This window comes from Chromobacterium sp. LK1 (assembly GCF_001043555.1).
GTDB classification, from domain to species: domain Bacteria; phylum Pseudomonadota; class Gammaproteobacteria; order Burkholderiales; family Chromobacteriaceae; genus Chromobacterium; species Chromobacterium aquaticum.
The window spans coordinates 68585-92325 of record NZ_LDUI01000028.1; the positions used below are offsets into that span (position 1 = coordinate 68585).

Annotated in this window: 22 protein-coding genes; 15 read left to right on the top strand and 7 right to left on the bottom strand. The window is 65.4% G+C overall.

The genetic code is table 11. From position 1 onward, the window contains the following. Positions 1–15: 15 nt before the first annotated feature. Together VI26_RS12440 and VI26_RS12445 are read right to left on the bottom strand one after the other, a co-directional pair. Positions 16–3102 (bottom strand): efflux RND transporter permease subunit, encoded by a 3087-nt coding sequence (locus tag VI26_RS12440; RefSeq protein WP_048410065.1) that lies wholly within the window; start codon positions 3100–3102, stop codon positions 16–18. Further along, positions 3102–4235, bottom strand: coding sequence for an efflux RND transporter periplasmic adaptor subunit (locus tag VI26_RS12445; RefSeq protein ID WP_053074387.1), 1134 nt, complete (start codon positions 4233–4235; stop codon positions 3102–3104). Before VI26_RS12445 ends, VI26_RS12440 begins: the two co-directional genes overlap by 1 nt. 691 nt (positions 4236–4926) lie before the next feature. Between VI26_RS12445 and VI26_RS12450 the strand changes: the two genes are divergently transcribed. The 9 genes from VI26_RS12450 (at position 4927) to VI26_RS12490 (ending at position 13816) form a co-directional block, all read left to right on the top strand. After that, a complete protein-coding gene (locus tag VI26_RS12450) occupies positions 4927–6543 on the top strand; it encodes a peptide ABC transporter substrate-binding protein (protein ID WP_048410066.1) in 1617 nt (538 codons plus the stop codon). A 240-nt stretch (positions 6544–6783) separates the two neighbouring features. After that, positions 6784–7704 (top strand): oligopeptide ABC transporter permease OppB, encoded by a 921-nt coding sequence (gene oppB / locus VI26_RS12455; RefSeq protein ID WP_048410067.1) that lies wholly within the window; start codon positions 6784–6786, stop codon positions 7702–7704. Positions 7705–7729: 25 nt separating this feature from the next. Beyond that, positions 7730–8644, top strand: coding sequence for an ABC transporter permease subunit (locus VI26_RS12460; protein ID WP_048410068.1), 915 nt, complete (start codon positions 7730–7732; stop codon positions 8642–8644). Between the two features lie 17 nt (positions 8645–8661). Beyond that, positions 8662–9663 carry an ABC transporter ATP-binding protein gene (locus VI26_RS12465; RefSeq protein WP_048410069.1) on the top strand — a complete coding sequence of 334 codons (1002 nt, stop codon included), beginning with the start codon at positions 8662–8664 and terminating at the stop codon, positions 9661–9663. Continuing rightward, positions 9656–10651, top strand: coding sequence for a murein tripeptide/oligopeptide ABC transporter ATP binding protein OppF (gene oppF / locus VI26_RS12470; RefSeq protein ID WP_048410070.1), 996 nt, complete (start codon positions 9656–9658; stop codon positions 10649–10651). Before VI26_RS12465 ends, oppF begins: the two co-directional genes overlap by 8 nt. Positions 10652–10754: 103 nt before the next feature. Then, complete coding sequence (locus tag VI26_RS12475) at positions 10755–11546, top strand: CDP-diacylglycerol diphosphatase (protein WP_053074388.1); 792 nt, start codon at positions 10755–10757, stop codon at positions 11544–11546. Between the two features lie 212 nt (positions 11547–11758). Then, entirely contained in the window at positions 11759–12502 is a 744-nt protein-coding gene (locus VI26_RS12480; RefSeq protein WP_082151036.1) for a M48 family metallopeptidase, read from the top strand. 316 nt (positions 12503–12818) lie between these two features. Further along, positions 12819–13166 carry a type II toxin-antitoxin system prevent-host-death family antitoxin gene (locus VI26_RS12485; RefSeq protein WP_048410071.1) on the top strand — a complete coding sequence of 116 codons (348 nt, stop codon included), beginning with the start codon at positions 12819–12821 and terminating at the stop codon, positions 13164–13166. Further along, entirely contained in the window at positions 13163–13816 is a 654-nt protein-coding gene (locus VI26_RS12490; protein ID WP_048410072.1) for a hypothetical protein, read from the top strand. Before VI26_RS12485 ends, VI26_RS12490 begins: the two co-directional genes overlap by 4 nt. A gap of 21 nt (positions 13817–13837) precedes the next feature. On the opposite strand, the gene tcdA is transcribed toward VI26_RS12490, so the two are convergent. After that, positions 13838–14638 (bottom strand): tRNA cyclic N6-threonylcarbamoyladenosine(37) synthase TcdA, encoded by an 801-nt coding sequence (gene tcdA, locus VI26_RS12495; protein ID WP_048410073.1) that lies wholly within the window; start codon positions 14636–14638, stop codon positions 13838–13840. Between the two features lie 230 nt (positions 14639–14868). Between tcdA and VI26_RS12500 the strand changes: the two genes are divergently transcribed. Further along, complete coding sequence (locus VI26_RS12500; RefSeq protein ID WP_048410074.1) at positions 14869–15093, top strand: hypothetical protein; 225 nt, start codon at positions 14869–14871, stop codon at positions 15091–15093. 138 nt (positions 15094–15231) lie between these two features. On the opposite strand, the gene VI26_RS12505 is transcribed toward VI26_RS12500, so the two are convergent. After that, entirely contained in the window at positions 15232–15570 is a 339-nt protein-coding gene (locus VI26_RS12505) for a darcynin family protein (RefSeq protein WP_048410075.1), read from the bottom strand. A 150-nt stretch (positions 15571–15720) separates the two neighbouring features. Between VI26_RS12505 and VI26_RS12510 the strand changes: the two genes are divergently transcribed. Beyond that, a complete protein-coding gene (locus tag VI26_RS12510) occupies positions 15721–16338 on the top strand; it encodes a TetR/AcrR family transcriptional regulator (RefSeq protein WP_048410076.1) in 618 nt (205 codons plus the stop codon). 11 nt (positions 16339–16349) lie between these two features. Then, entirely contained in the window at positions 16350–17378 is a 1029-nt protein-coding gene (gene ltaE / locus VI26_RS12515) for a low-specificity L-threonine aldolase (protein WP_048410077.1), read from the top strand. Positions 17379–17424: 46 nt separating this feature from the next. Here ltaE and VI26_RS12520 read toward each other — a convergent pair whose 3' ends face one another. Further along, on the bottom strand, positions 17425–18018 hold the full coding sequence (locus tag VI26_RS12520) for a TetR/AcrR family transcriptional regulator (protein WP_197081452.1): 594 nt from the start codon (positions 18016–18018) through the stop codon (positions 17425–17427). Between the two features lie 107 nt (positions 18019–18125). On the opposite strand from VI26_RS12520, the gene VI26_RS12525 reads away from it, so the two are divergent. Continuing rightward, a complete protein-coding gene (locus VI26_RS12525) occupies positions 18126–19190 on the top strand; it encodes a saccharopine dehydrogenase NADP-binding domain-containing protein (RefSeq protein WP_048410078.1) in 1065 nt (354 codons plus the stop codon). Between the two features lie 88 nt (positions 19191–19278). Next, positions 19279–21318, top strand: coding sequence for a prolyl oligopeptidase family protein (locus VI26_RS12530; RefSeq protein ID WP_048410109.1), 2040 nt, complete (start codon positions 19279–19281; stop codon positions 21316–21318). Here VI26_RS12530 and blaOXA read toward each other — a convergent pair. Both blaOXA and VI26_RS12540 read right to left on the bottom strand, forming a co-directional pair. Continuing rightward, entirely contained in the window at positions 21300–22139 is an 840-nt protein-coding gene (gene blaOXA, locus VI26_RS12535; protein ID WP_048410079.1) for a class D beta-lactamase, read from the bottom strand. The two genes, VI26_RS12530 and blaOXA, sit on opposite strands and share 19 nt — an antisense overlap. 90 nt (positions 22140–22229) lie before the next feature. After that, entirely contained in the window at positions 22230–23057 is an 828-nt protein-coding gene (locus VI26_RS12540) for an AraC family transcriptional regulator (protein ID WP_048410080.1), read from the bottom strand. A gap of 107 nt (positions 23058–23164) precedes the next feature. On the opposite strand from VI26_RS12540, the gene VI26_RS12545 reads away from it, so the two are divergent. After that, entirely contained in the window at positions 23165–23698 is a 534-nt protein-coding gene (locus tag VI26_RS12545) for a carboxymuconolactone decarboxylase family protein (protein WP_048410081.1), read from the top strand. The last annotated feature ends 43 nt before the right edge of the window (positions 23699–23741 follow it).

Genomic DNA, 23741 nt, shown 5'->3' on the forward strand with positions numbered 1-23741 from the left:
GCGGGCCTTGTCGCGTCAGGCGCGCAGCGCGCGCCGTCTCTCCCGCCAGGCCGCGTGGCGTTGCGCCAGCGCGTCGAAGTACAGATAGAGCACCGGGGTGATGTAGAGGGTGATCACCTGGGAGAAGATCAGGCCGCCCACCACCGCCAGGCCCAGCGGCTGGCGCAGCTCGGCGCCGGCGCCCAGGCCCAGCGCGATCGGCAGCGCGCCCATCAGCGCCGCCAGCGTGGTCATCATGATGGGCCGGAAGCGCAGCAGGCAGGCGGCGTGAATGGCCTGCTCCGGCGTCATGCCCTGCTTGCGCTGCGCTTCCAGCGCGAAATCTATCATCATGATGGCGTTCTTCTTGACGATGCCGATCAGCATCAGGATGCCGATACTGGCGATGATGGTCAGTTCCTGGCCGAACAGCATCAGCGTGCCCAGCGCGCCGATGGCGGCGGAGGGCAGGCCGGACAGAATCGTCAGCGGGTGGATGTAGCTTTCGTACAGCACCCCCAGCAGCACGTAGATCACCGCCACCGCGATGCCCAGCAGCAGGATCTGGCTGCCCTGGGTTTCCTCGAAGGCGGCGGCGTCGCCGCTATAGCTGGTGGCGATGGAGGGCGGCAGCGCGATGCGCTCCTTGAGCTGGCGCAGGTGTTGATCGGCCTGGCTTAGCGGGATGCCGGGCGCCAGGTTGAAGGACAGCGTCACCGCCTGCAGCTGGCCCTGGTGGTTGACCGAGATCGGGCCGACGGTGCGTTCCACCGCGGCGATGCTGGACAGCGGCACCAATTGGCCGTCGGCGGCGCGCACGCGCAGGCGCGAGAAGTCGAACTCGTTGATCTTGAACGGATCATCCGCCTGCAGGATCACCTGGTAGTTGTCGCTGGCGGTGTAGATGGTGGAGATCTGCCGCTCGCCGAAGGCGCTGTACAAGGCGCTGCGTATGCTCTGGATGTCCACGCCCAGCAGATTGGCCTTGTCGCGGTCTATGTTCAGCTTGGCTTGCAGGCCCTTGAGCTGGGAGTCGCTGGTGACGTCGCGGAAGATCGGGTCGGCCTGCATGCCTTGCTGCAGCTTGTCGGACCAGGCGTTCAGGCTTTCCGCCTGTATGCCCTGCAGAGTGTATTGGTAGCGGCTCTTGCTCTGGCGGCCGCCCAGGCGCAGGTTCTGCGTCGGGTTCAGATAGACGCTGAAGCCGGGCACCGCGCGCAGGTCGCGACGCAGGCTTTCCATGGTCGGGTCCAGCTTGGCGCGCTCGCCGCGCGGCTTGAGCTGGATGAACATGCGGCCGGTGTTGCCGCCGGACAGCGAGGAGGTGACGAAGGCGACGTTGGGATTGGCCTGCACGATCTGGGCGGCGCGCTGCTGCAGCTTGAGCATGGCGTCGAAGGACACGTCCTGCGCCGCCTCGGTGCTGGCCATGATCTGGCCGGTGTCCTCGGTGGGGAAGAAGCCCTTGGGAATGGCGCTGAACATCAGCGCGGTCAGCGCAAAGGTGGACAGCGCCGCGGCCAGGGTCAGCCGGCGATGCTTGAGCGCCAGGTCCAGCGTGCGGCGGTAGCCGTTCAGCACCGCGTCGAAACCGCTTTCCAGCACGGTGGCCACGCGGCCGCGCTGCGCTTGGTGGCCAACGGTGTTCGCGGCCAGGAAGCGCGAGGACAGCAGCGGGATCAGCGTCAGCGACACCGCCGCCGACACCAGCACCGCCAGCGACACCACCACGGCGAATTCGTGGAACAGCAGGCCGATCACGCCCTGCATGAAGAAGATGGGGATGAAGATGGCCACCAGCGACAGGGAGATGGACACGATGGTGAAGCCGATCTCGCGCGAGCCGCGCAGCGCCGCTTCCATCGGCGACAGCCCTTCCTCGATGTAGCGGACGATGTTTTCCAGCACCACGATGGCGTCGTCCACCACCAGGCCCACCGCCAGCGTGATGCCCAGCAGCGAGATATTGTCCAGGCTGTAGCCCAGCCAGTACATCAGGCCTATGGTGCCGATCAGCGAGATCGGCAGCGACAGCGCCGGAATCAGCGTGGCCGCCATGCGCTGCAGGAACATGAAGATCACCATGATCACCAGCGCGATGGTGAGCAGCAGGGTCAGCTTGACGTCGTGAATGGCTTCGCGGATGGACTGCGAGCGGTCGTTGAGCAGGTTCAGCCGCACCGAGCCGGGCAACTGCGCCTGCAACTGCGGCAGCTCCTTGCGGATGGCGTCCACCACCGCCACGGTGTTGGCGTCGCTCTGGCGCATCACCGCCAGCACGATGGAGCGCTCGCCGTTGACCCAGCTGCCGGTCTTGAGGTTTTCCACGCTGTCTTCCACCGCAGCCACATCGGACAGGCGCACCGGCAGGCCGTTGCGGCTGGCGATGACCAGATTGGCGAACTGGGCGGCGTTTTGCAGCTGGCGGTTGGCCTCCACCGTCATCAGCTGCGATTTGCCCTCCAGCGTGCCCACCGGGGTGTTGGCGTTGGCGGCGCGGATGCTGGCGGCCACATCGTCCAGCGTCAGATTGCGCGAGGCCAGCTTGCCCGGATCGGCCTTGATCCGCACCGCGAAGCGCTTCTGGCCGAAGATGTTGACCTGGGCCACGCCCTTGAGGGTGGCGATATTGGGCGACAGCCAGTTCTCGGCGTAGTCGTTGAGATCGGACAGCGACATCGCCGGCGAATTGAGCGCCAGCAGCAGCACCGGCGAATCCGCCGGGTTGACCTTGCGGTAGGACGGGGTGGAGGTCATTTCCGTCGGCAGCGAACGCTGCGCGCGCAGCAGCGCCGCCTGCACGTCCACCGCCGCCAGGTCGATATTGCGGTCGTTGTCGAATTCCAGCGTGATCGAGGTGCTGCCCAGGGTGCTGGAGGAGCTGATCACCGCGATGCCGGGAATGGTGGAAAACTGCTTTTCCAGCGGCGCGGCCACCGAGGAGGCCATGCTGTCCGGGCTGGCGCCCGGCAGGCTGGCGGAGACATTGATGGTGGGGGTGTCGAAGCTGGGCAGCGCGGCGATGGGCAGCTTTTGATAGGCAATCAGGCCGGCCACCACCAGGGACAGACACAGCAGCACCGTCATCACCGGACGGCGGATGCAGAGCTCGGAAATGTGCATCACTGGCCTCCGCTGGCCTGGCCGGCCTTGGCCGCGCGCACTTTGTCGCCGGGGCGCAGATTGAGGCCGCCGTTGGATACCACGGTGTCGCCGGCGCTCAGGCCTTTGACGATGGCTTTTTCCTTGTGGATGGCCAGCAGTTCCACCGGCACGCGCTTGACGCCGCCGTCAGCCTGCACCGTGTAGCTGAACTTGCCTTCCGGCCCGGTCAGCAGCGCCGCCACCGGGATGGTGGTGGCCTGCTGGTAGCGTCCGGCGTCCAGCGCGACGTTGACGAACTGGCCCGGCCAAAGCTTGCCGTCCTGGTTGGCGAACTCGGCTTTCAGCGTCAGCGTGCCGTTGGCGCTGTCCACCGCGCTGTCGATGAACACCAGTTTGCCGTCCACGCTGTCGCCGCTGTCCGGCAGCGTTGCGCGCACCAGCAGCGTGCCGGCGGCCTGGGCGTTGCGCACCGCGCCAAGATTGCGCTCCGGCAGGGTGAAGGTGGCGGTGATGGGATGGGTGCGGGTAATGGTCAGCATCGCCGTGGCCATGCCCGGTTGCACCAGTGTGCCGGGATAAACGCCGATCACGCCGATGCGCCCGCCTATCGACGCCCGCAGCGTCTTGTAGTCCAGCGCCACCCGCGCCGCGTCCACCTGGGCGCGGTCGGCGGCGACGGTGGCGCTGAGCGCGTCCATCTTGGATTGATTGGCGTCCACCACGCTTTGCGACACGAAGTTCTTGACCAGCAAATCGCGGCTGCGCGCCAGGTCGCGCTCGGCATTCTTCAACTGGGCCTGGTCGCTGAGCAGCTGTGCCTGGGCTTTCTTCAACTGAGCGGCTTCGGCGGCGGTGTCCAGCGTGAACAAGAGTTGGCCCGGCGTCACCTGCTGGCCTTCCTTGACGTGGACCTTGGCCACCACGCCGGAAACCTGCGGTTTCACTTCCACTTTTTCAATGGCGGTGACATTACCGGTGGCGGACAGCTCTATCGGCAAGTCCTCGGTGGCCACCTTGGCCATGCCAACGGCAATCGGCGGCTTGGCGCGCTGGCCGGCGCCGCCGTCCGTGTTCTTGAGGCCGTAAACGCCGGCGGCGCCGGCCGCGATCAGCAGGCCCGCAACGGTGGCTGCAACGACTCTTCTCTTCATTGTTGTTCTCGCTTTGGGGCGGGCGCTGCCCGCCGTGGATACCAGGTGTCGTCCCATCGAAACCCGATTGGCCGTTCAAGCCCCGCGTCTACGCCGTGCCGGGCGGACTGGGGCGGGAACGCATGCCTCGCCGCCGCGAGCGCTGTTTTCCATTGGCCGGGTGGCTATCCTTGTCCGCGCTTGAATAATGGTATCGCCCGCCAGGGCTTGCAGATCAAGGGGCGCCTGGGCGGCGCGCCGGACGGCGGGCCGGAAAACGGGCTTGCGGCATGCGTGAGGCCGAGCTTACTCAAGCAGTCCGGCTTTCGCCAAGCGCTAAAGCGTTAATGATTTTGGAAAAGCTTGTTTTAATAAAAATAAGAAAAAACAGATATTCCCTTGTTGTAATTGTATAGGCTGATATCCACGGCCATGAGCATTACTTATGACTGGCAATAAGTTATTGAATGGCTTGATGGTGTCGGACAAAAAACATTGTGAAATCATAGTGCTGCCACAGCAAATATAGGCTTGGATAATCAATTTGCGACGAAAACGTTAAATCGCTCGCCGCAGCGCCGTGCTTAGCACTTGAAGTATTCAAAATCCTCAGCGCATAATGGCCACCAACCACTCTGGATACAATCGAGTGAAGATTCTGATCATCCCGCGATAGTCGACGGGATAGACAATACATAGGAGAGTAGGCGAGATGGCAGATAAAAAATCGCTACAGACAATCGCGGCCGCGGTCACGCTGGCCCTGACATCCGGCGCTGCGCTGGCCGCCGTGTTGCCCGCCGGCACCAAGCTGGCCGCCAAGCAGGAACTGGTGCGCTCCAACGGCTCCGAGCCGGAGTCGCTGGACCCGATGGTGGTGGAAGGCGTGCCGGCCAACATCATCACTCATGACCTGTTCGAAGGCCTGACCGCCACCGACAACGAAGGCAAGCTGCAGCCGGGCGTGGCCGAGTCCTGGAAACAGACCGCGCCGACCACCTGGGTGTTCAAGCTGCGCAAGAACGCGAAATGGTCCGACGGCAGCGGCGTCACCGCCGACGATTTCGTCTACGGCATCCGCCGCCTGGTGGACCCGAAGCTGGCCGCTCCCTATGCCGGCACCTTCGGCATCTTCTTCCTGAATGGCGAGGCCATCGTCGCCGGCAAGAAGCCGGTCACCGCCATCGGCGTCAAGGCGCTGGACAAGTACACCGTGCAAGTGGACACCGCCTTCCCGGTGTCCTACCTGCCTGAGCTGATGTCCAATGCCCAGCTGGGCCCGGCGCCCAAGGCGGTGATCGACAAGTTCGGCAAGGACTGGGTCAAGCCGGGCAAGATGGTCAGCAACGGTCCCTTCGTGCTGAAAGACTGGCAAGTCAACAGCAAGGTGGTGATCGAGAAGAACGCGCAGTACTGGAACGCCAAGAATGTGCAGCTGACCCGCGTCAGCTTCCTGCCGATCGAAGATCAGAACGCCGACCAGAAGCTGTTCCAGTCCGGCCAGACCGACATGACCTACGAGATCCCGCCGGGCAGCTTCGACAAGCTCAAGAGCTCCATGCCCAAGGATCTGAAAACCTCCACCATCCTCGGCCTGCGCTACTACAGCCTGAACAACCGGGACCCGCTGCTGAAGGATGTGCGCGTGCGCAAGGCGCTGTCCATGGTGATCGATCGCGATCTGATGACCAAGAAGATCACCGGCGACGGCCAGCTGCCGTCCTACAGCGTGATGGTCAAGGGCGTGCACGGCGGTCTGCCGACCAGCTACGACTGGGCGCAATGGCCGATGGCCAAGCGCGTGGACGAGGCCAAGAAGCTGCTGGCCCAGGCCGGCGTCAAGCCGGGCACCACGCTCAAGCTGTCCTACAACACCAGCGACTACCACAAGAAGATGGCCATCTTCGTGGCCTCCGAGTGGAAGAGCAAGCTGGGCTTCAACACCTCCATGGAAAACATGGAGTTCAAGGTATTCCTGAAGAAACGCCACGACGGCGACTACCAGGTGGCGCGCAACGGCTGGCTGGCCGACTATAACGACGCCACCACCTTCCTGGCGCTGGTTCAGTGCGGCAACACCCAGAACGACAACTTCAACTGCAACAAGAAAGCGGATGAGTTGATCAAGCAGGGCAATGAAAGCACCGATCCGGCCAAGCGCACCCAGTTGCTGACCCAGGCCACCAAGCTGGTGATGGACGACTACCCGATGATCCCGGTGCTGCAGTACACGCTGCCGCGCCTGGTGAAACCGTATGTGGGCGGCTACTCGCTGAAGAATCCGGTGGATCGTTACCGCAGCAAGGATCTCTACATCATCCAGCATTGATCGCCGGCCCCGCGCCGACGCCTGCACGCCTCCAGTCCCCATGTGGGATAGGGGGCGCGCCGGCACGCGCGCTCGGCCTTGATCAGGAGACGGGGGCAACCCCGGTGTGTTGAGCGGGCGGCCGTCGCAGACGGCGCCGCCCGCCCGTGACTATCGGTGTCAATCGCCGTTGCTCCGTCCGCCGCCCGCGCATCGCGCCGGCGGCGCGCGGCGGAACGCGGCGAGTCGGAGTATCTTGCAATGTGGTCCTATACCTTGCGACGCGTGCTGTTGACGATCCCAACCGTGTTGGCCGTCATCACCGTCTGTTATCTGCTGCTGCACATGACCCCCGGCGGCCCCTTTGACGGGGAGCGCAAAGTTTCCGAGGCGGTGTTGGCCAACCTACAGGCCAAATACCATCTCGACCTGCCCCTGTGGCAGCAATACCTGTATTACCTGAAGAGCCTGCTGCAAGGCGATCTGGGCGCTTCCTTCCGTTATTCGGACTGGAGCGTCAACGATCTGGTGGCCGAGGCGCTGCCGGTGTCGGCGGCGATAGGCGGCAGCGCCATCCTGATTTCGCTGGTGATAGGCGTGGTGCTGGGCATCATCGCCGCGCTGCGCCAGAACAGCGCGGTGGATTACCTGGTGATGCTGATCAGCAATATGGGCAGCGCCTTTCCGTCCTTCATCATCGGGCCGGTGCTGGTGCTGATCTTCGCCGTCACCCTGCACTGGCTGCCGTCCGGCGGCTGGAACGATTTCGATCCGCGCTACATGATCCTGCCGGTGGCGCTGCTGACCTTCATCAACGTGGCCACCATAGGCCGGGTGATGCGTGGCAGCCTGATCGAGGTGCTGGGCAGCAACTTCATCCGCACCGCGCGCGCCAAGGGCCTGCCGATGCGCACCATCATCGTCCGCCACGCGCTCAAGCCGGCGCTGATGCCGGTGGTGACGCTGCTGGGGCCGCTGACCATTTCCTCGATCACCTCCGCCGTGGTCACCGAGTCCATCTTCTCGCTGCCCGGCCTGGGCAAGCTCATCGTCAACGGCGCGGCCAACCGCGACTACACGCTGGTGCTGGGCCTGGTGGTGCTGGTGACGGTGATCGCCGTGGTGCTCAATCTGCTGGTCGACCTGGCTTACGCCTTCCTCGATCCCAAGATTCGCTATTGACGCGCGTGACCGCGAAGGATTTCCCATGTTGAGAAGCAAACAGAAGCAAGCGGCGATCGCGCTGGAGACCCGCCTGGACGACGCCGCCGTAGAAGGCCGCAGCCCGTGGCGCGACGCCCGCATCCGCTTTTTCCGCAACCGCGCGGCCGTGGTCAGCCTGATCATCCTGTCGCTGATCGTGCTGGCCTGTATCTTTGGGCCGATGTTGTCGCCCCATACCTATGACGACACCGACTGGGACGCCATCAGCCTGGCGCCCACCTGGCAGGGCATGCACTGGTTCGGCACCGACGACCTGGGCCGCGACTTGCTGGTGCGCACTCTGATAGGCGGCCGCATCTCGCTGATGGTGGGCGCGCTGGCCACCATCGCCGCGGTGATCATCGGCGTGCTGTGGGGCGCCAGCGCCGGCTTCCTCGGAGGCAAGATCGACAACCTGATGATGCGCGTCGTCGACATGATGTACGCGGTGCCCTATCTGCTGATCGCCATCCTGATGGTGACCCTGCTGGGCCGCGAGTTCTATCTGGTGGTGCTGACCATCACCATCCTGGGCTGGATGGACATGGCGCGCGTGGTGCGCGGCCAGACGCTGTCGATCAAGTCCAAGGAATACGTGGAAGCGGCGCGCGCCATCGGCGTGTCCACCTCCACCATCATCGCCCGCCACATCGTGCCCAATCTGCTGGGCATCGTGGTGATCTACACTACGGTGACGGTGCCGGGCGTGATCCTGACCGAATCGGTGCTGTCCTTCCTGGGCCTGGGCGTGCAAGAGCCTATGACCAGCTGGGGCGTGCTGATCGGCGACGGCACCAAGACCATGGAAAGCCAGCCCTGGCAATTGCTGTTCCCCGCCGGCATGTTGTCGCTGACCCTGTACTGCGCCAACTATATCGGCGACGGCCTGCGCGACGCGCTGGACCCGAAAGATCGATGAGCCCGAGGTAGATCATTATGAGCATCTTGAAAGTCAATAATCTCGGGGTTCGGTTCCAGACCAACGACGGCATGGTCAACGCCGTCAACGGCGTCAGCTTCGAACTGGGCAAGGGCCAGACCCTGGGCATCGTCGGCGAGTCCGGCTCCGGCAAGAGCCAGACCGTGCTGTCCATCATGGGCCTGCTGGCCCGCAACGGCAGCGCCAGCGGCGAAGTGCTGTTCCACGGCAAAGACCTGCTGACCATGGGCGCGAGCGAGTTGAACGCCATCCGTGGCGACCGCGTGTCCATGATCTTCCAGGACCCGATGACCTCGCTGAATCCCTATCTGACGGTGGAGCGGCAGATGACCGAAGTGCTGGAACTGCACAAGGGCATCAGCCGGCGCGAAGCCAAGAAGCGTGCGATCGAATTGCTGGACGCGGTGCGCATTCCAGAGGCGGCGCGCCGCGTCGGCATGTATCCGCATGAATTCTCCGGCGGCATGCGCCAGCGGGTGATGATCGCAATGGCGCTGCTGTGCGAACCGGAAGTGCTGATCGCCGACGAACCCACCACCGCGCTGGACGTGACGGTGCAGGCGCAGATCCTGACGCTGCTGAAAGACCTGCAGCGCGATTTCGGCACCTCCATCATCATGATCACCCACGACTTGGGCGTGGTGGCCGGCCTGTGCGAAAAAGTGATGGTGATGTACGGCGGCCGGGTGATGGAATACGGCGACGCCGACAGCATCTTCTACCACCCCAGCCACCCCTACACCATAGGCCTGCTGGGCGCGCTGCCGCGGCTGGACCATGACGGCAGCGAGCTGGTCAGCATTCCCGGCAACCCGCCCAATATGGCGCACATGCCCAAGGGCTGCCCGTTCTCGGAGCGCTGCACCCACAGCCTGGAGCGCTGCGCGCAAGAACTGCCGCCGCTGCAGGCCAGCAGCCACAACCCGCAGGTGATACGCGCCTGTCACAAGCCGGCCGCCGAGCTGGCGCAAGCAGCCCAGGAGGTGGCCCATGTCTGAACAAGCCAAACAACAGGCCATTCTTTCGGTGCGCGATGTCAAAGTGCACTTCCAGGTCAAGGGCGGCGACAGCTGGCCGTGGAGCCCCAAGAAAACGCTGAAGGCGGTGGACGGCGTCAGCTTCGACCTCTACGCCGGCGAAACCCTGGGCGTGGTGGGCGAATCCGGCTGCGGCAAATCCACGCTCAGCCGCGCCATCCTCAACCTGATCCCGGCCACCGCAGGCGAAATCGTGTGGATGGGCAAGGATTTGCGCAAGGGCAGCGACAAGGACTGGCTGGCGGTGCGCAAGGACATCCAGATGATCTTCCAGGACCCGCTGGCCTCGCTCAATCCGCGGATGACGGTGGCGCAGATCATCGGCGAGCCGCTGCGCGTGCACAAGCCGGAACTGGGGCCGGAAGAGGTGATGCGCCGCGTCAAGGCGATGATGGCCAAGGTGGGCCTGCGCGAGCAGATGATCAACCGCTATCCGCACGAGTTCTCCGGCGGCCAGTGTCAGCGCATCGGCATCGCCCGCGCGCTGATCCTGGAGCCCAAGCTCATCATCTGCGACGAGCCGGTATCGGCGCTGGACGTGTCCATCCAGGCGCAGATCATCAACCTGCTGAAGGAATTGCAGCGCGAAATGGGCCTGGCGCTGATCTTCATCGCCCACGACCTGGCCGTGGTCAAGCACATCTCCGACCGCATCCTGGTGATGTATCTGGGCCGCGAAATGGAACTGGCGGAAAAGTACGCGCTGTACGACGCGCCGTCGCATCCGTATACCCGCGCGCTGCTGTCGGCCATCCCCATCCCTGACCCGAAGCTGGAAAAGAACAAGGTGATCCAGATCCTGCAAGGCGACCTGCCCAGCCCGATCAATCCGCCGTCCGGCTGCGTGTTCCGTACCCGCTGCCCGCAGGCGGAAGCGCGCTGCGCGCAAGAAACCACGCGGCTGCACCATGTCAGCGAGCAGAGCCAGACCTCCTGCCTGCTGGTCTGAGCAAGCGCGAGCCCGATGCAAGACCGCCCTTCATGGGCGGTTTTTTCATCTCCGGGCCCGGCCTTCGCTATAGTGGCGGAGCGGCCTAACCATACATTCGAACATGAAGAACACGCTCAAAATCGCTACCGGCCTGCTGGCCGCGCTGGCCCTGGGGTACTCGGCGCTGCTGTGGGCCGATTCCGACGCGCTGTGGAATATCGTCAGCCGGCAATGCCTGCCCAATCAGCAAGCCAGCGGCCAGCCGGCGCCCTGCGCCGAAGTGGACCTGGGAGGCGGCGAAGCCGGCGGCAGCGCGGTGTTGAAGGACCGCAACGGCTGGCTGCAATACCTGTTGATTCCCACCGCCCGCGTCAGCGGCATCGAAAGCCCGGAACTGCTGAACGAGCGCGCGCCGGACTACTGGGGCGCGGCCTGGCGCGCGCGCCGCTTTCTGGAGCAGCGCTACGGTCAGGCGATTCCGCGCGAATTGCTGTCGCTGACCGTCAACTCCCAGTACGGGCGCACCCAGAACCAGCTGCACATCCACATCTCCTGCACCGACGCCACCGTGCGCCAGCAACTGGAAGACCTGAAGGACAGCTTGGGCCCAGAGTGGCGCGAACTGCCGGTGGAGCTGCAGGGCCATGCTTACTGGGCGCGCACGCTGGCGGCGAATGCCGGCGGCGGGCCGGAAGTGGATCCGTTCAAGGCGCTGGCGGCGGGCCTGCCGGAGGCTGGCCTGGAGATGGGGCGCTATGGCCTGGCTTTGGTGGCGACGCGGCTGGCCGATGGCCGCGACGGCTTCATCCTGCTCAGCAGCCGCGCCAGCCTGATCGGCGCCAACCGCGGCTCGGTGGAAGAACTGCAAGATCACGCCTGTCCACAGCTGCGCGCGCCGGCGGCTGCTAATTGACAGTTGGCCGCTGTCGCGTTGCGCCGCCGCGACAAGCCGGTTTAGCCACGCAGGCGGATAGTTCGGGTAAAAACCTTGTGGCGGCAAGGGTTTGCCGGCTTCGATGCGCGAGTGGCTTGAATCAAGGCAGTGGGGCAATTATGCCAATCGCTTTTCAAGTGCGGACAAAGCAGATAGCATCCGTCTGCTTTTAAATAAAAGAGACAAACAGAATGAAAAAATTCGCTCTGACAGCCTTGGCTGCTGCCTGCTTCGCCGCTCCGGTACACGCTTTCGATCTGGGCTCCATGATCAGCGCCGGCACCGACCTGGTGAAATCCGCCACCCTCAGCGACGCCGACGTCAAGGCCATGGCCGCCGAGTCCCGCGTGGTGATGGACAAGCAGAACAAAGTGGCCCCGGCCTCCAACGCCTACTCCAAGCGCCTGACCAAGATGGTCAAGGGTCTGGACAGCGAAGACGGCACCAAGCTGAACTTCAAGGTTTACCTGACCAAGGAAGTCAACGCCTTCGCGATGGCCGACGGCACCGTGCGCGTGTACAGCGGCCTGATGGACAAGATGAACGACGACGAAGTGCGCTTCGTCATCGGCCATGAAATCGGCCACGTGAAACTGGGCCACACCAAGAAGGCGATGCAGCTGGCTTACGCCACCTCCGCCGCGCGCAAAGGCGCCGCCGGCAGCGGCAACGCCGTGGCCGCCAACCTGTCCGAGTCCGAGCTGGGCGGTTTCGCCGAAGCCGTGGTGAACGCGCAGTTCTCCCAATCGCAGGAAAGCGATGCCGACGCTTACTCCGTGGGCTTCCTGAAGCGCCACAACTACAATGTGCAAGGCGGCCCGGCCGCGCTGCGCAAGCTGGCGGAGCTGTACGGCAACGACAGCAGCCTGCTGGGCAGCCACCCGGCTCCTGGCGACCGCGCCGTGAAACTGGAAAAGCAGATCCAGAGCATGTAAGCGGCATCCGCCCGCAAATGAAAAAAGCACCGCCATGGCGGTGCTTTTTTCATGGCCGCGTCAGCCGCTGTTCAAAACTTGCCGCGCGTCGCGAGCCGTCGCACGGTGAGTACGAGCTCAAAATGCTCATGTGCCACGTGTTGTACATTCCGCTTTTTCGCTCGTTTCCATCTGGTCTCGCCTTAGCTCGCGAGATCTTGAGTGGCTGCTTGGAGCGTGTTAGTCATAGATAATTGGCTAAAATGGCTAAAAGAGATATTTTTTCAGATTAGGGCTATTATTGCCTTATCGTCATTATTTTCCCGGCGGGACTGCGATGATTACGGAATTGCCCAGCTTGGACGCCTTGCCGCGTCAGAATGCCTCCCAGGTCAAAAACAAATGGGGGGAGGTCGTGCGCCTGGTTCATCAACAGGGTAGCGTGGCTGTTACCAACCATTCGACCGTGGAGATGGTGTTGCTGGACGCCGCCACTTACCGGCGGCTGGAGAATGCTGTTCAGGCGCTGAAGCAGCGCGAGCAAGCGGCGTTGGACGCGCTGAATCAGCGTTTCGATGCCCGCTTGGCCCAATTGCAACAAGCGGGCACGGCACAGAACGTCGATAGTCTGTTTGGCGCCCAGGGTCAGTTAGGTTCGCGGCCCAAGGCCGGCGACGCGTTTTGAGCGCCGCCGCCGCGCGTCCCTTCATCCTGGTGCTTGCCGGCGTGAACGGCGCAGGCAAGAGCTCGGTGGGTGGCAGCTTGCTGGCCGAGCATGGCTTGTCCTGGTACAACCCGGACAGTTATGCGCGCGAACTGGTCAGACAACTGGGTTTGGACCCGGACAAGGCCAATGGGCAGGCATGGGAATACGGCCGGTCCCGCCTGGCGGCCGCCATTCGCGAGGGCGGCAACTTTGCGTTCGAGACCACGCTGGGAGGCCGGACCATGGCGGACATGCTCGCCGCAGCGGCTGGCAGCCACAATGTCATGATGCTGTTTTGCGGCCTGGACTCGCCGGAACGACACATTGCGCGGGTAGGCTTGCGTGTCGCCCATGGCGGCCACGATATCCCGGAGCACAAGATTCACGAGCGCTGGGTCAGCTCGCGCCTTAATCTGATCAGCCTGTTGCCGCGGCTGGCCCGGCTGCAAGTATTCGACAATAGTGCTGAAGCGGCGCCGGGGCAGGAGATTCCAGACCCGGTGCTGGTGTTGGAAACCGTCAATGGCCGGATGGTGTTTCCTGGGGTGGACGATCTTGCCGCCTTGGCCGCCACTCCGGTCTGGGCCAGGCCCATCGTGCAAGCGGCTATTGAATTGTCGCTGTCGTGAGGTCTCCCGGCCTGCGCAGCGTCAGCCGCGCTGGGCTTTGGGCGGCTTGGCCAAGTGCTTCAAGGCCTGCGCCACCGCCACCAGGCCGAAGCTGGCGGTCACCGTCATCGCCGCGCCGAAGCCGGCGCAGGACAGCCCCTGCGGGCCGCGCGCCTCCGCGGTGTCGCAAGCCTGCTGCGCCGTGTCCGGATAGACCAGTTGTTCGGTGGAGAACACGCACGGAACGTGCAGCTTCTTGCCGGCTTCGCGGCTGAACTGGTGGTGGCGACGCAGGTTGTAGCGCAGCTTGGACAGCAGCGGATCGTAAGTGACCTCGCCCAGGTCCGCCACCCGGATCTGCGTCGGATCGGTCTGACCGCCGGCGCCGCCGGAGACGATGAAAGGCTGGCGGCGGCGCACGCACCAGGCCGCCATCGCGGTCTTGATGCGCAGGCTGTCTATGCAGTCGATGATGAAATCGTAGCCCTGGCCCAGCATCTGCTCCAGATTGTCCTCGGTGACGAAATCCTCGATCTCCACCACCTGGCAGACGGGGTTGATCGCGCGCGCGCGCTCGGCCAGCGCGCTGACCTTGGCCATGCCGTAATTGGGGTCCAGCGCCGGCAATTGGCGGTTGGTGTTGGACTCGGCCACATTGTCCAGATCGATCAGCGTCAGCTTGCCGATGGCGCTGCGCGCCAGCGCCTCCACCGCCCAGGAGCCGACGCCGCCGACGCCGACCACGCAGACGTGGGCGGCCTGGAAGCGGGCCAGCGCCTCCGGTCCGTAGAGACGGGCGATGCCGCCGAAGCGGCGTTCCAGATCAGCGTTGTGGGTGTCCATGCCTGCAATCGTCAATATTCAAATCGGCGAAGGATACTGCAAGCTCCGGCCGCTGACCAGTGCCGCCGCCGCCGGCGCGGCCTTTGTCCCTGCTCAAAAAAATCCAGCTTAAGTGACTGATTGCTGGGAACCTTTCACCGCCGGGACTATCCTTCAACTCAGGTCGGCCATGAAGCGCTTCCTGCGCTTCCTCTGGCCGGCCGGCCTTTGTCACAGCAAGGGAGATTCCCATGAAGCAGCAAAGATTCGATATTGATCTGGACAAGCATTACAACGCCACCGTCGTGGTCGCCTGCGAGGAATGCGGCCATGAACTCCGCCAACATCTCAAGTCCCTGCATCCCGACAGCGTGTTGCGCTGCCACTGCGGCGCCCACATGGCCGTGAGCCCGCTGACCGTTCAACAGGCCGAGCGCCGCGTAAGCGAGATCAAGCAATCGTATCGAATCCACTAAGCCACTGCTGACAATCTGAGAGTGTCTCCGCCGGCCGTTTCGGGTCGGACTTGCCGGGCATAACCCGGCCTCCCGCAGCAGCAACACGGCGACCGCAAGGTCGCCGTTTGTATTGGCCGTTCTTGAGCGGCCGGTCCATCAATCCGTGGCCAGATGCGCGTCGTAGTCGCGGAAACCGTCCTCCACCGCCGGCAGGATGTCGACGAACTCGAAAAAGGGTTCGGTGACGAGCCGGCTGTCGCGCAGCGCATCGATCAGATAATAGAAGTCCTTGATCGATTCGGTCTCGAACAGCGCGATATCGCTGCAGCGGGTGGTGAAGGCCTCGGCGTCGAACCAACGCATGCGCACCGCCGGGTAGCGCGCATAGATAGGCTTCAGGGTTTCCGTTTCGAAGCGCCGGCGCTCGGGCCTGCTCAGACGCAGCCAGTTGGGATGGACGCGCAGCAGCGCGAAGAAGGCATAGCTTTGGCTCATGATTCCGCTTTCATTGAGGATGGACGACGCTTTCAATGTATCCGCCCTTGTCAGCGGGTAAAACTCGTGTTCTGCTAAGCCTTTGTCGCCGTCTTTCCGCAGTTGGCCCCATGGCCGCGGCGCAAGCCTTCCCCCCTTACGGACCGCCGCATGCCGATGATCCCGCAAGCCCGCAAACAGCCCGGCCAAGCTCGCTCCCGCCACGTGGTGGCGGCGATTCTGGAGGCGACGGCTCGCATTCTGGAGCGCGACGGCTATGCCGGACTGACCACCAACAGGGCGGCGGAACTGGCCGGCGTAGGCATAGGCTCGCTCTACCAGTACTTTCCCAACAAGCAGGCGCTGGTGGCGGCGCTGCACCGCCGCCACGGCGAGGAAACGCTGGCGACGGTGCGCGAGGCCTTGCGGCTGAGCGCCGGCCAGCCGTGGCCTGCGCAACTGGAACAACTGGTGTCGGCCTGCCTGCGTCTGCATCTGGCCGCGCCGGGCCTGTACCGGGTGCTGGAGCGGGAGTGGCCGCAGTTCGATTTGCCGCCGGCGGACAATCCGCTGGACCTGGAGCTGTTGGCCTGCGTGGAGGCTTGGCTGGCCGATAGCGGCTTGCCCGCCGCGCGCGCGCCGCGCCTGCTGCGCATGGCGGATAGCCTGCTGCATGGCCTGGCGCTGGACGCGGGCGCGGAGCAGGCCGAGTTGACGCGCTGCATTGCGGCGGCGCTGAGCGCTTACCTGGCCTTGCCGGCCGATGGCGACAAGATTTCCACCTTATGAAGGAGCGAACCATGCAATGGATTGATGTGCGCAGCGACACCGTGACCCAGCCGACGCCGGCGATGCGCGAGGCGATGTTCAACGCCGAGGTGGGCGACGACGTCTACGGCGACGACCCCACGGTGCGGGCGCTGGAACAATTGGCGGCGGAGAAGCTGGACAAGCAGGCGGCGTTGTTCGTGCCCACCGGCAATTTCGGCAACCAATTGGCCATCTTCACCCACTGCCAGCGCGGCGACGAGGTGATTCTGGAAGAGGGCTGCCACATCGTCTGGCACGAAACCGGCGGCGCGGCGGTGATAGGCGGCGTGCAACTGCGCACCGTCGCCGGCGTGGACGGGGTGATGACGCCGGAGGCGATAGAACAGCGCATCCGCGTCGGCGAGGACATCCACTGGCCGCGCACCGGCTTGATCTGTCTGGAAAACGCGCATTGCAACGGCCGGGTGATCCCGCTGGCGGCGATGGCGGCCAGCGCCGAAGTGGCGCGCCGCCACCAGGTGCCGGTGCACCTGGACGGCGCGCGCATCTTCAACGCCGCCGCCCATCTGGGCTGCGCAGCGAGCGAGATCGCCCAATACGCCGATTCGGTGATGTTCTGCCTGTCCAAGGGCCTGGCCGCGCCGGTGGGCTCCATCCTGGCCGGCGACGCCGATTTCATCGCCCGCGCGCGCCGCAACCGCAAGCTGCTGGGTGGCGGCATGCGCCAGGCCGGCGTGATCGCCGCGCCCGGCATCGTGGCGCTGAACGAGATGGTGGAGCGGCTCAAGGATGATCACGCCAATGCCCGCTACCTGGCCGAGCGGCTGGCGGCGCTGCCCTGCGTCGAGGTGAAGCCGGAGGACGTGCACATCAATATGGTGTGGTTCCGCCTCACCGCCGACATCGACGTGGCCGAACTGATGGCCGCGCTGCATCAGGCCGGCATCAAGGCCAACCCGCCGGAAGGCGGGCTGATGCGCATCGTCACCCACTGGCAGGTACAGCGCGAAGACCTGGACCGGCTGGTGGATGCGCTGCAGCGGGTGTTGTCCGACTGAGCCGTGCCCCGGCGCCGTGGCTCAGCCATGGCGCCGGGCGCCAGGGTCACGCCTGCCGCTCGGGAACGGCCGGCCGCAGCGGCAGGACGGCCAGCGCCAGCGCGGCGTCTATGGCATGGCGCTGAGCTTGCGGCGCCAGCGTTTGCTCCCGGCCATTGCCGCGCAGGATGGATAAGCCCTCGATCAAGGCGACGATGAGCACCGCGCGTTCCCTAAGCACGCTGTCGGGCGCGTCCGCCGGAGCCTCGCGACGCAGCAGCGCGCAGACCCGGTCGGTATAGCCGGCGTAGAAAGTCTTGAGCGCCGCATCGGCGGCCTCGCTGCGGCTGGAGAGCGCCCACAACTCCCAGAGCAGCTTGCAGTCGCCATGCCGCAGCTGCGTTTCCAGCACAAAGTTCAGCGCGCCGGCCAGGCTGGCGGGCGCGTCCAGCATCAGCTCATCCCAGTCTTCCAGGTAGCGCGCCATGACGCCTGCCATCACCGCGTCGATGTTCTTGAAGTAGTACTGGACATGGCTGATGCCCACCCCGGCTTCCGCCGCGATGGCGCGCATGCGGAAGCCCTGTCCGCCGTCGCGGGTCAGCACCCGCATCGCCGCGCGCAGAATCGCCTCCCGTCTTTCCTCTCCCTTGGCCGACATCCTTCCTCCTTCGTGATCGTCCGACATTACTGATGCGCCAGTTTAATTGTTCAAACGACCAAGTTCATGTTTTAATATTGGTCAATTGACCAAAACTGGGGTGAGGCATGACTTCTTCAAGCGTTGTTCTCGTTGGCGGCAGCGGCGTGGTGGGCGCGCAAGTGGCGGCCTTGCTGGCACGGCGCAGGCCGGATCTCAAGCTCGTCATCGCCGGCCGTCGTCTCGACGCGGCCCAAGCGGTGGCGCAGCGATATGGAGCCGAGGCGATGGCGATGGAGGTGGACGCGCCGGCGTTGCCGGAATCTCTCCAGGGCGCGCTCATCGTGGGCTTGGTCAACGATGGGCATGACCGGCTATTGCGGCTGGCGCTGGCCCAAGGCCACGCCTACCTTGACGTCACCCGCTGGACGGAACGGCAGAAACAGGCGCTGCTGACCGTGGCCGCGCATGGGCATCCTCGCGCGCCGGTGGTGCTGTCATCGGCCTGGATGGCCGGCGTGGCCAGCCTTGTGGCGCGAGACGCGGCGAGGGCCGTCGCCGAGGTCGAGCGCGTCGGCATCGACATTTTGTTCGCGATGGCGGATCAGGCGGGGCCGAATTCCACCGCCTACATGGACCGCCTGTCCGAGCCGTTCCACACCATGGCAGGGGGCGAATGGGTCAAGCGCTGCGGTTTTCTCGATGGCCGCGTCGCGGACTTCGGCGCTGGCGGACGCCACCGGGTTTACCGTTTCGATACCCCGGATCAAGCGAATCTGCCGGCCATCGTCGGCGCCGCGCAGGTGGATGCGCGCATAGGCTTCGACGACGGCAAAGCCACCGCCTTGCTGCATCTGCTGGTGCGCAGCGGCATATGGCGGTTGCTGTCGCGGCCGATGTTCAATAGCGCGAGGCAGGCGCTGCTCTATAATCCGGGGCCGGGCGCGGCTCACCGCATCCGCATTGCCGTCGCGGGCAGGGACGCCGCCGGCCGGCCGAGCGGAACAACCGTGCAGCTGGCGGACCCGCTGGGGCAAGCGCATCTGACCGCCTTGGGCGCCGTTTTGCAGATCGAGCATCTATTGGGGGCGGACGCGCCGCCCGCCGGCGTCTATCTGGGCGAGGCGCTGCTGGACCCCGAGCACGCCTGCCGCCAGTTGCGGGCGGAAGGGGTGGAGATCACCGCGGTCTGAACTTCGGGTGCCGGGGCGTGGCGCATTTGGCGTTGGCGGCGCGGGGTGCTAACCTCGCGGCCATTGATTCGCAACCGTGATGACGCCGATGTCCGACTATAACGCCCCCGATTCCCACGCCTGGCTGGAAAGCCTGGACGATCCCGCCGCCGCCGCATGGGTGGCCGGGCAGAACGCGCGCGCGCAGGCGCTGCTGGACGCCGATCCGCGTTTCGCCGGCCTGCGCGACGAAATCCTCGCCCATCTGCGCGACACCCGCCAGATTCCGTTCTGCGCCGAGCACGACGGCTGGCTGTACAACTTCCACCAGGACGAAGCCCATCCGCGCGGCATTTACCGCCGCAGCACGCTGGCGGCCTACCGCGCCGCCGAGCAGGACTGGCAGACGGTGCTGGACATCGACGCGCTGGCCGACGAGGCCGGCGAGGACTGGTATCTGGACGGGGTGTCCCACTGCACGCTGGCGCCGCTGCAAGCGATGGTGCACCTGACCGCCGGCGGCGGCGACGCCGGCATCGCCCGCGAATACGATCTGGCCGCCGGCGCGTGGCGGCCGGACGGCTTCAGCTTTCCCGAAGGCAAGAGCCATGTGGCCTGGCGCGATCCGGACAGCGCCTGGGCCTGCCCCGGCTGGCCGGGCGCGCCGCTGACCCGCGCCGGCTACCCGCGCGAAGTGTGGCTGGTGGAGCGCGGCGAGGAAGGGCGGCATGCGTGGAGCCAGGTGTTCGCCGCCAGCGAAGACGCAATGATGGTCGCCGCCTGGCGCTTCCTCGACGCCGACGGCGCGACGCTGGACCTGATCGAGTGCTCGGACAGCTTCTACAGCAAGACCTACCATCTGATCGACGAAGCGCTGGAAACCCACGCGCTGCCGCTGCCGCCCAAGGCGGAGCTGGAGGCCTATCTGCACGGCGATCTGATCGTCAAGCTGGCGGAGGACTGGGACGCCGTCGGGGCCCGCTATCCGGCCGGCGCCTTGCTGGCGGTGGCGCTGGAGCCGCTGCGCCAGGGACGGATAGACGCGCAACTGCTGGTGGCGCCGCAGCCGCGGCTGGCGGTGGAATCGGTGGAGACCACACGCGCCAGCGTGGTGGTCAATCTGCTGGACCAGGTCAAGAGCCGGCTGCTGGCCTTCGACAAGGTCGACGGCGTCTGGCGCGAGCGCGCGCTGCCCACGCCCAGCGGCGGGGTGATCGAGTTCGCCGATCAACCCTGGGACAGCGACATCCTGTGCTACAGCTTCAGCGATTTCCTGACCCCGACCGGCCTGTACCGGCTGGACGTGGCCAGCGGCCAACAGGAATGCCTGCGCCGTCAGCCGGAGGCTTTCGATCCGGCCGACTTCGTCGCCGAGCAATGGCAGGCGCGCGCGCCGGACGGCGAAAGCATTCCCTATTTCGTGGTGCGCCGCCGCGACGCGCCGCTGGACGGCGCCACGCCCACCTTGCTGTACGGCTACGGCGGCTTCGAAGTGCCGATGATGCCTTACTACGTGGAGAACTTCGGCCCGCACTGGCTGCAACGCGGCGGCGCCTTCGCGCTGGCCTGCATCCGCGGCGGCGGCGAGTTCGGCCCCGGCTGGCACCAGGCGGCGCAGGGGGTGAACCGCCAAGTGGGCTTCGACGACTTCATCGCGGTGGCGGAAGACATGGTGGCGCGCGGCCTGACCGCGCCGGCCAAGCTGGGCATAGAGGGCGGCAGCAACGGCGGCCTGCTGGTGGGCGCCTGCATGACGCAGCGGCCGGAATTGTTCGGCGCGGTGGTGTGCGAAGTGCCGCTGCTGGACATGCTGCGCTACACCGAACTGTTGGCCGGCGCCAGCTGGATAGACGAATACGGCGATCCGGAGGATCCGGCGCAGCGGCCGGCGCTGGAGGCGTATTCGCCCTACCACCGGCTGCGCGGCGATCTGGCCTATCCGCTGGCCCTGTTCACCACCAGCGCCAAGGACGACCGGGTGCACCCGGCGCATGCGCGCAAGATGGTGGCGCGCATGCAGGAACTGGGCCACGACGCGCTGCTATTGGAAACCGAGGCCGGCGGCCATAGCGGCAACGCCGGCCAGGAACAGACCGCGCAGGAACTGGCGCGGGTGCTGGTCTATCTGTATCAGCGGCTGATGGATTGAGCGGAGGCGGGCGCCGCCGCCGCCGCCAGCGCCGGCAGCTCCTCCAGGAAGGCCGCGCGCGAGCGCACGCCGGCGGTGCCCGGTTCTTTCTTGTCGTCCTGGATCAGGCGCACGAAGACCAGCGAGCGTTCGCCCTTATTGGCCCAGCCCACGTACCAGCCGTAGGGATGTTCCTCGTCGAACTCGCCGTCCGCCTTGCGCGGATAGGCCATGCCGGTCTTGCCGTGCGCCTGCCAGCCGTCCGCCGCCGCGCTGGCCTCGGCGATCTTCATCGTCAGTTCCTGCGCGCGCTTGGATACCGGCAGCTCAAGATTGACCAGCTTGCGCAGGAAGGCCAGCTGTTCCAGCGGCGACACCTGCAGCGAGGAGGCGATCCAGGCGCGCTCCAGCCCATTGTGCTTGCCCGGGTCGCCGCTGAAATCGGCGTTGCCGTAGCCGAAGGCGTCGGCGTAACGGCTTAGCCGCGCCTCGCCCAAGGCCTGGGCGATCCGCTGCGAATACCACACCACCGAATATTTCAGCCAGCGCACCGGATCGGTGGGCTGTTTCCAGTTGTCGCCGCCCCAGTCCACATCGCCGTTCCGATACGGCAGCGCCGGCTGGTGCTCGCTCAGGAGGAAGCCGGAGTCGAAGCCCATCACGCTGAGCGGCAGCTTGAAGGTGGAGGCCGGGGTGTAGCGCTGTTCGCAGCTGCCCTGTTGCAGCAGGATGTCGCCGCTCTTGGCGTCGGCCAGCAGTGTGCACAAGGTGGCGGCGTGGGAGGGGAGGCTGAACAGGCCGGCGCTGAGCAGGCAGGCGGAGGCAAGGCGTAGAGTGGTCATGGCGGTTTCATCTATTGGTTTGGGTGCGGCTTGGCCGCGGCCAGCTGTCTGATCGAAAAACGCCGCCAGAAGTTCCATGCCCGGTCCGGACTAGCGCGCTTGCTGCCGTTTCAGCCAATCGGCGGGCGGCGAGCCCAGCCTTTGCGCGAACACCCGGCTCAGCGCGGCCGGGCTGGCATAGCCCACCTGGGCGGCGATGCGCTTGAGCGGCTGGCCCTGTAGCAGCATGTGACGGACCACGGCCAAGCGCCAGTCGGTCAGGTAGTCCAGCGGCGGCAGGCCCACTTGTTGCCGGAAGCGAGCGGCGAAGCGCGCGCGCGACATGCCGGCCTGTTCCGCCAGCAGTTCCACGGTCCAGCCGCGCTCGGGGCTGGCATGGATGGCGTTGACGGCGCGCGCCAGCTTGGGGTCCGACATGGCGGCGAAGATGCCGCTGTGGATCTGGCCGGCGTCTATCACCACGCGTATCGCCTGGATCAGGAAATACTCCATCAAACGGTCCAGCGCCGCCTGGCGGGCGAAGCGCTCGGAGAAGGCCTCGTCGAACAAGAGCTGCAGCGTGGACAGCAAGCCCGGCGCGTCGTCCAGATACAGCACCAGGCATTCCGGCAGCGCCAGCGCCAGCGGCCCGCCGGTCTGGAAGCCCAGGTCCAGCTTGGCGCAGACCAGGTCGGCGCCGCGTTCGCCCTCCGGCAGCAGGGTGTGGGCGCTGGGGCGCGGAAACAGCAAGGCGCAGGGGCGGTCGGTGTCCAGCACCAGAACGTCGCGCAGGGTGCAGCGCAGGCGGCCGCCCTTGAGCAAGTGCAGATGACCGGCCATTGCGCCAGGGTCGAAGTCGGCCAGATGGCATAGATTGCCATGATGGAACACGCGCGCGGAGAAGGCGCTTTGCTGCAGCAAGGGCGTCAACAAGTCCATTTCGATACGATCTGCAAAGTTTTCGAGACGATAGACCGCTGATTGTATTGCAAGATGGCTCCTGTGCAGTCCCCATTGTCGTTCAACCCGAGAGTCAGGAGCCCATCATGCCCCGCATCCCCACCGTAGACCGCCATCAAGCCAGCCCGGAACTGGGCGCCACTCTGGACGCCGTCAAGGCCAAGCTGGGCAAGGTGCCCAATCTGTTCGCCACCTTCGCCCAGTCTCCGGCAGTGCTGAACGCCTATCTGGGCTTCTCCGAAGCCCTGGCCAAGGGCAAGCTCAGCGCGCGCCAGCGCGAGGTGATCGCCTTGGCCGCCGCCCAGGCCAATGCCTGCCAGTACTGCTTGTCCGCCCATAGCCTGATGAGCAAGGGCGCTGGCCTGAGCGAGGCCGACATCCAGGCGGCGCGCGCCGGAGAGGCCGCCGACGCGCAAACCGGCGCGATCGCCCGGCTGACCGCGCAAATCGTCAGCCAGCGCGGCGTGTTGTCCGATCAGGACCTGGCCGCGGCGCGCGCCGCCGGCGTCGACGACGGCCTGCTGGTGGAGGTGATCGCCGCGGTGGCGCTGAACACGCTGACCAATTACGCCAATCTGATCGCCGGCACCGAGATCGATTTCCCGGTGGTGGACTTGTAGACGACGGTTGCCGCTGATTGAGCACGGCGGAGGCTTGGCCGGC

Coding starts and splice junctions, on each gene's coding strand:
- VI26_RS12440 (WP_048410065.1), bottom strand. CDS start 3,102: ATGCACATTTCCGAGCTCTGCATCCGCCGTCCGGTGATGACGGTGCTG.
- VI26_RS12445 (WP_053074387.1), bottom strand. CDS start 4,235: ATGAAGAGAAGAGTCGTTGCAGCCACCGTTGCGGGCCTGCTGATCGCG.
- VI26_RS12450 (WP_048410066.1), top strand. CDS start 4,927: ATGGCAGATAAAAAATCGCTACAGACAATCGCGGCCGCGGTCACGCTG.
- oppB (WP_048410067.1), top strand. CDS start 6,784: ATGTGGTCCTATACCTTGCGACGCGTGCTGTTGACGATCCCAACCGTG.
- VI26_RS12460 (WP_048410068.1), top strand. CDS start 7,730: ATGTTGAGAAGCAAACAGAAGCAAGCGGCGATCGCGCTGGAGACCCGC.
- VI26_RS12465 (WP_048410069.1), top strand. CDS start 8,662: ATGAGCATCTTGAAAGTCAATAATCTCGGGGTTCGGTTCCAGACCAAC.
- oppF (WP_048410070.1), top strand. CDS start 9,656: ATGTCTGAACAAGCCAAACAACAGGCCATTCTTTCGGTGCGCGATGTC.
- VI26_RS12475 (WP_053074388.1), top strand. CDS start 10,755: ATGAAGAACACGCTCAAAATCGCTACCGGCCTGCTGGCCGCGCTGGCC.
- VI26_RS12480 (WP_082151036.1), top strand. CDS start 11,759: ATGAAAAAATTCGCTCTGACAGCCTTGGCTGCTGCCTGCTTCGCCGCT.
- VI26_RS12485 (WP_048410071.1), top strand. CDS start 12,819: ATGATTACGGAATTGCCCAGCTTGGACGCCTTGCCGCGTCAGAATGCC.
- tcdA (WP_048410073.1), bottom strand. CDS start 14,638: ATGGACACCCACAACGCTGATCTGGAACGCCGCTTCGGCGGCATCGCC.
- VI26_RS12500 (WP_048410074.1), top strand. CDS start 14,869: ATGAAGCAGCAAAGATTCGATATTGATCTGGACAAGCATTACAACGCC.
- VI26_RS12505 (WP_048410075.1), bottom strand. CDS start 15,570: ATGAGCCAAAGCTATGCCTTCTTCGCGCTGCTGCGCGTCCATCCCAAC.
- VI26_RS12510 (WP_048410076.1), top strand. CDS start 15,721: ATGCCGATGATCCCGCAAGCCCGCAAACAGCCCGGCCAAGCTCGCTCC.
- ltaE (WP_048410077.1), top strand. CDS start 16,350: ATGCAATGGATTGATGTGCGCAGCGACACCGTGACCCAGCCGACGCCG.
- VI26_RS12520 (WP_197081452.1), bottom strand. CDS start 18,018: ATGTCGGCCAAGGGAGAGGAAAGACGGGAGGCGATTCTGCGCGCGGCG.
- VI26_RS12525 (WP_048410078.1), top strand. CDS start 18,126: ATGACTTCTTCAAGCGTTGTTCTCGTTGGCGGCAGCGGCGTGGTGGGC.
- VI26_RS12530 (WP_048410109.1), top strand. CDS start 19,279: ATGTCCGACTATAACGCCCCCGATTCCCACGCCTGGCTGGAAAGCCTG.
- blaOXA (WP_048410079.1), bottom strand. CDS start 22,139: ATGACCACTCTACGCCTTGCCTCCGCCTGCCTGCTCAGCGCCGGCCTG.
- VI26_RS12540 (WP_048410080.1), bottom strand. CDS start 23,057: ATGGACTTGTTGACGCCCTTGCTGCAGCAAAGCGCCTTCTCCGCGCGC.
- VI26_RS12545 (WP_048410081.1), top strand. CDS start 23,165: ATGCCCCGCATCCCCACCGTAGACCGCCATCAAGCCAGCCCGGAACTG.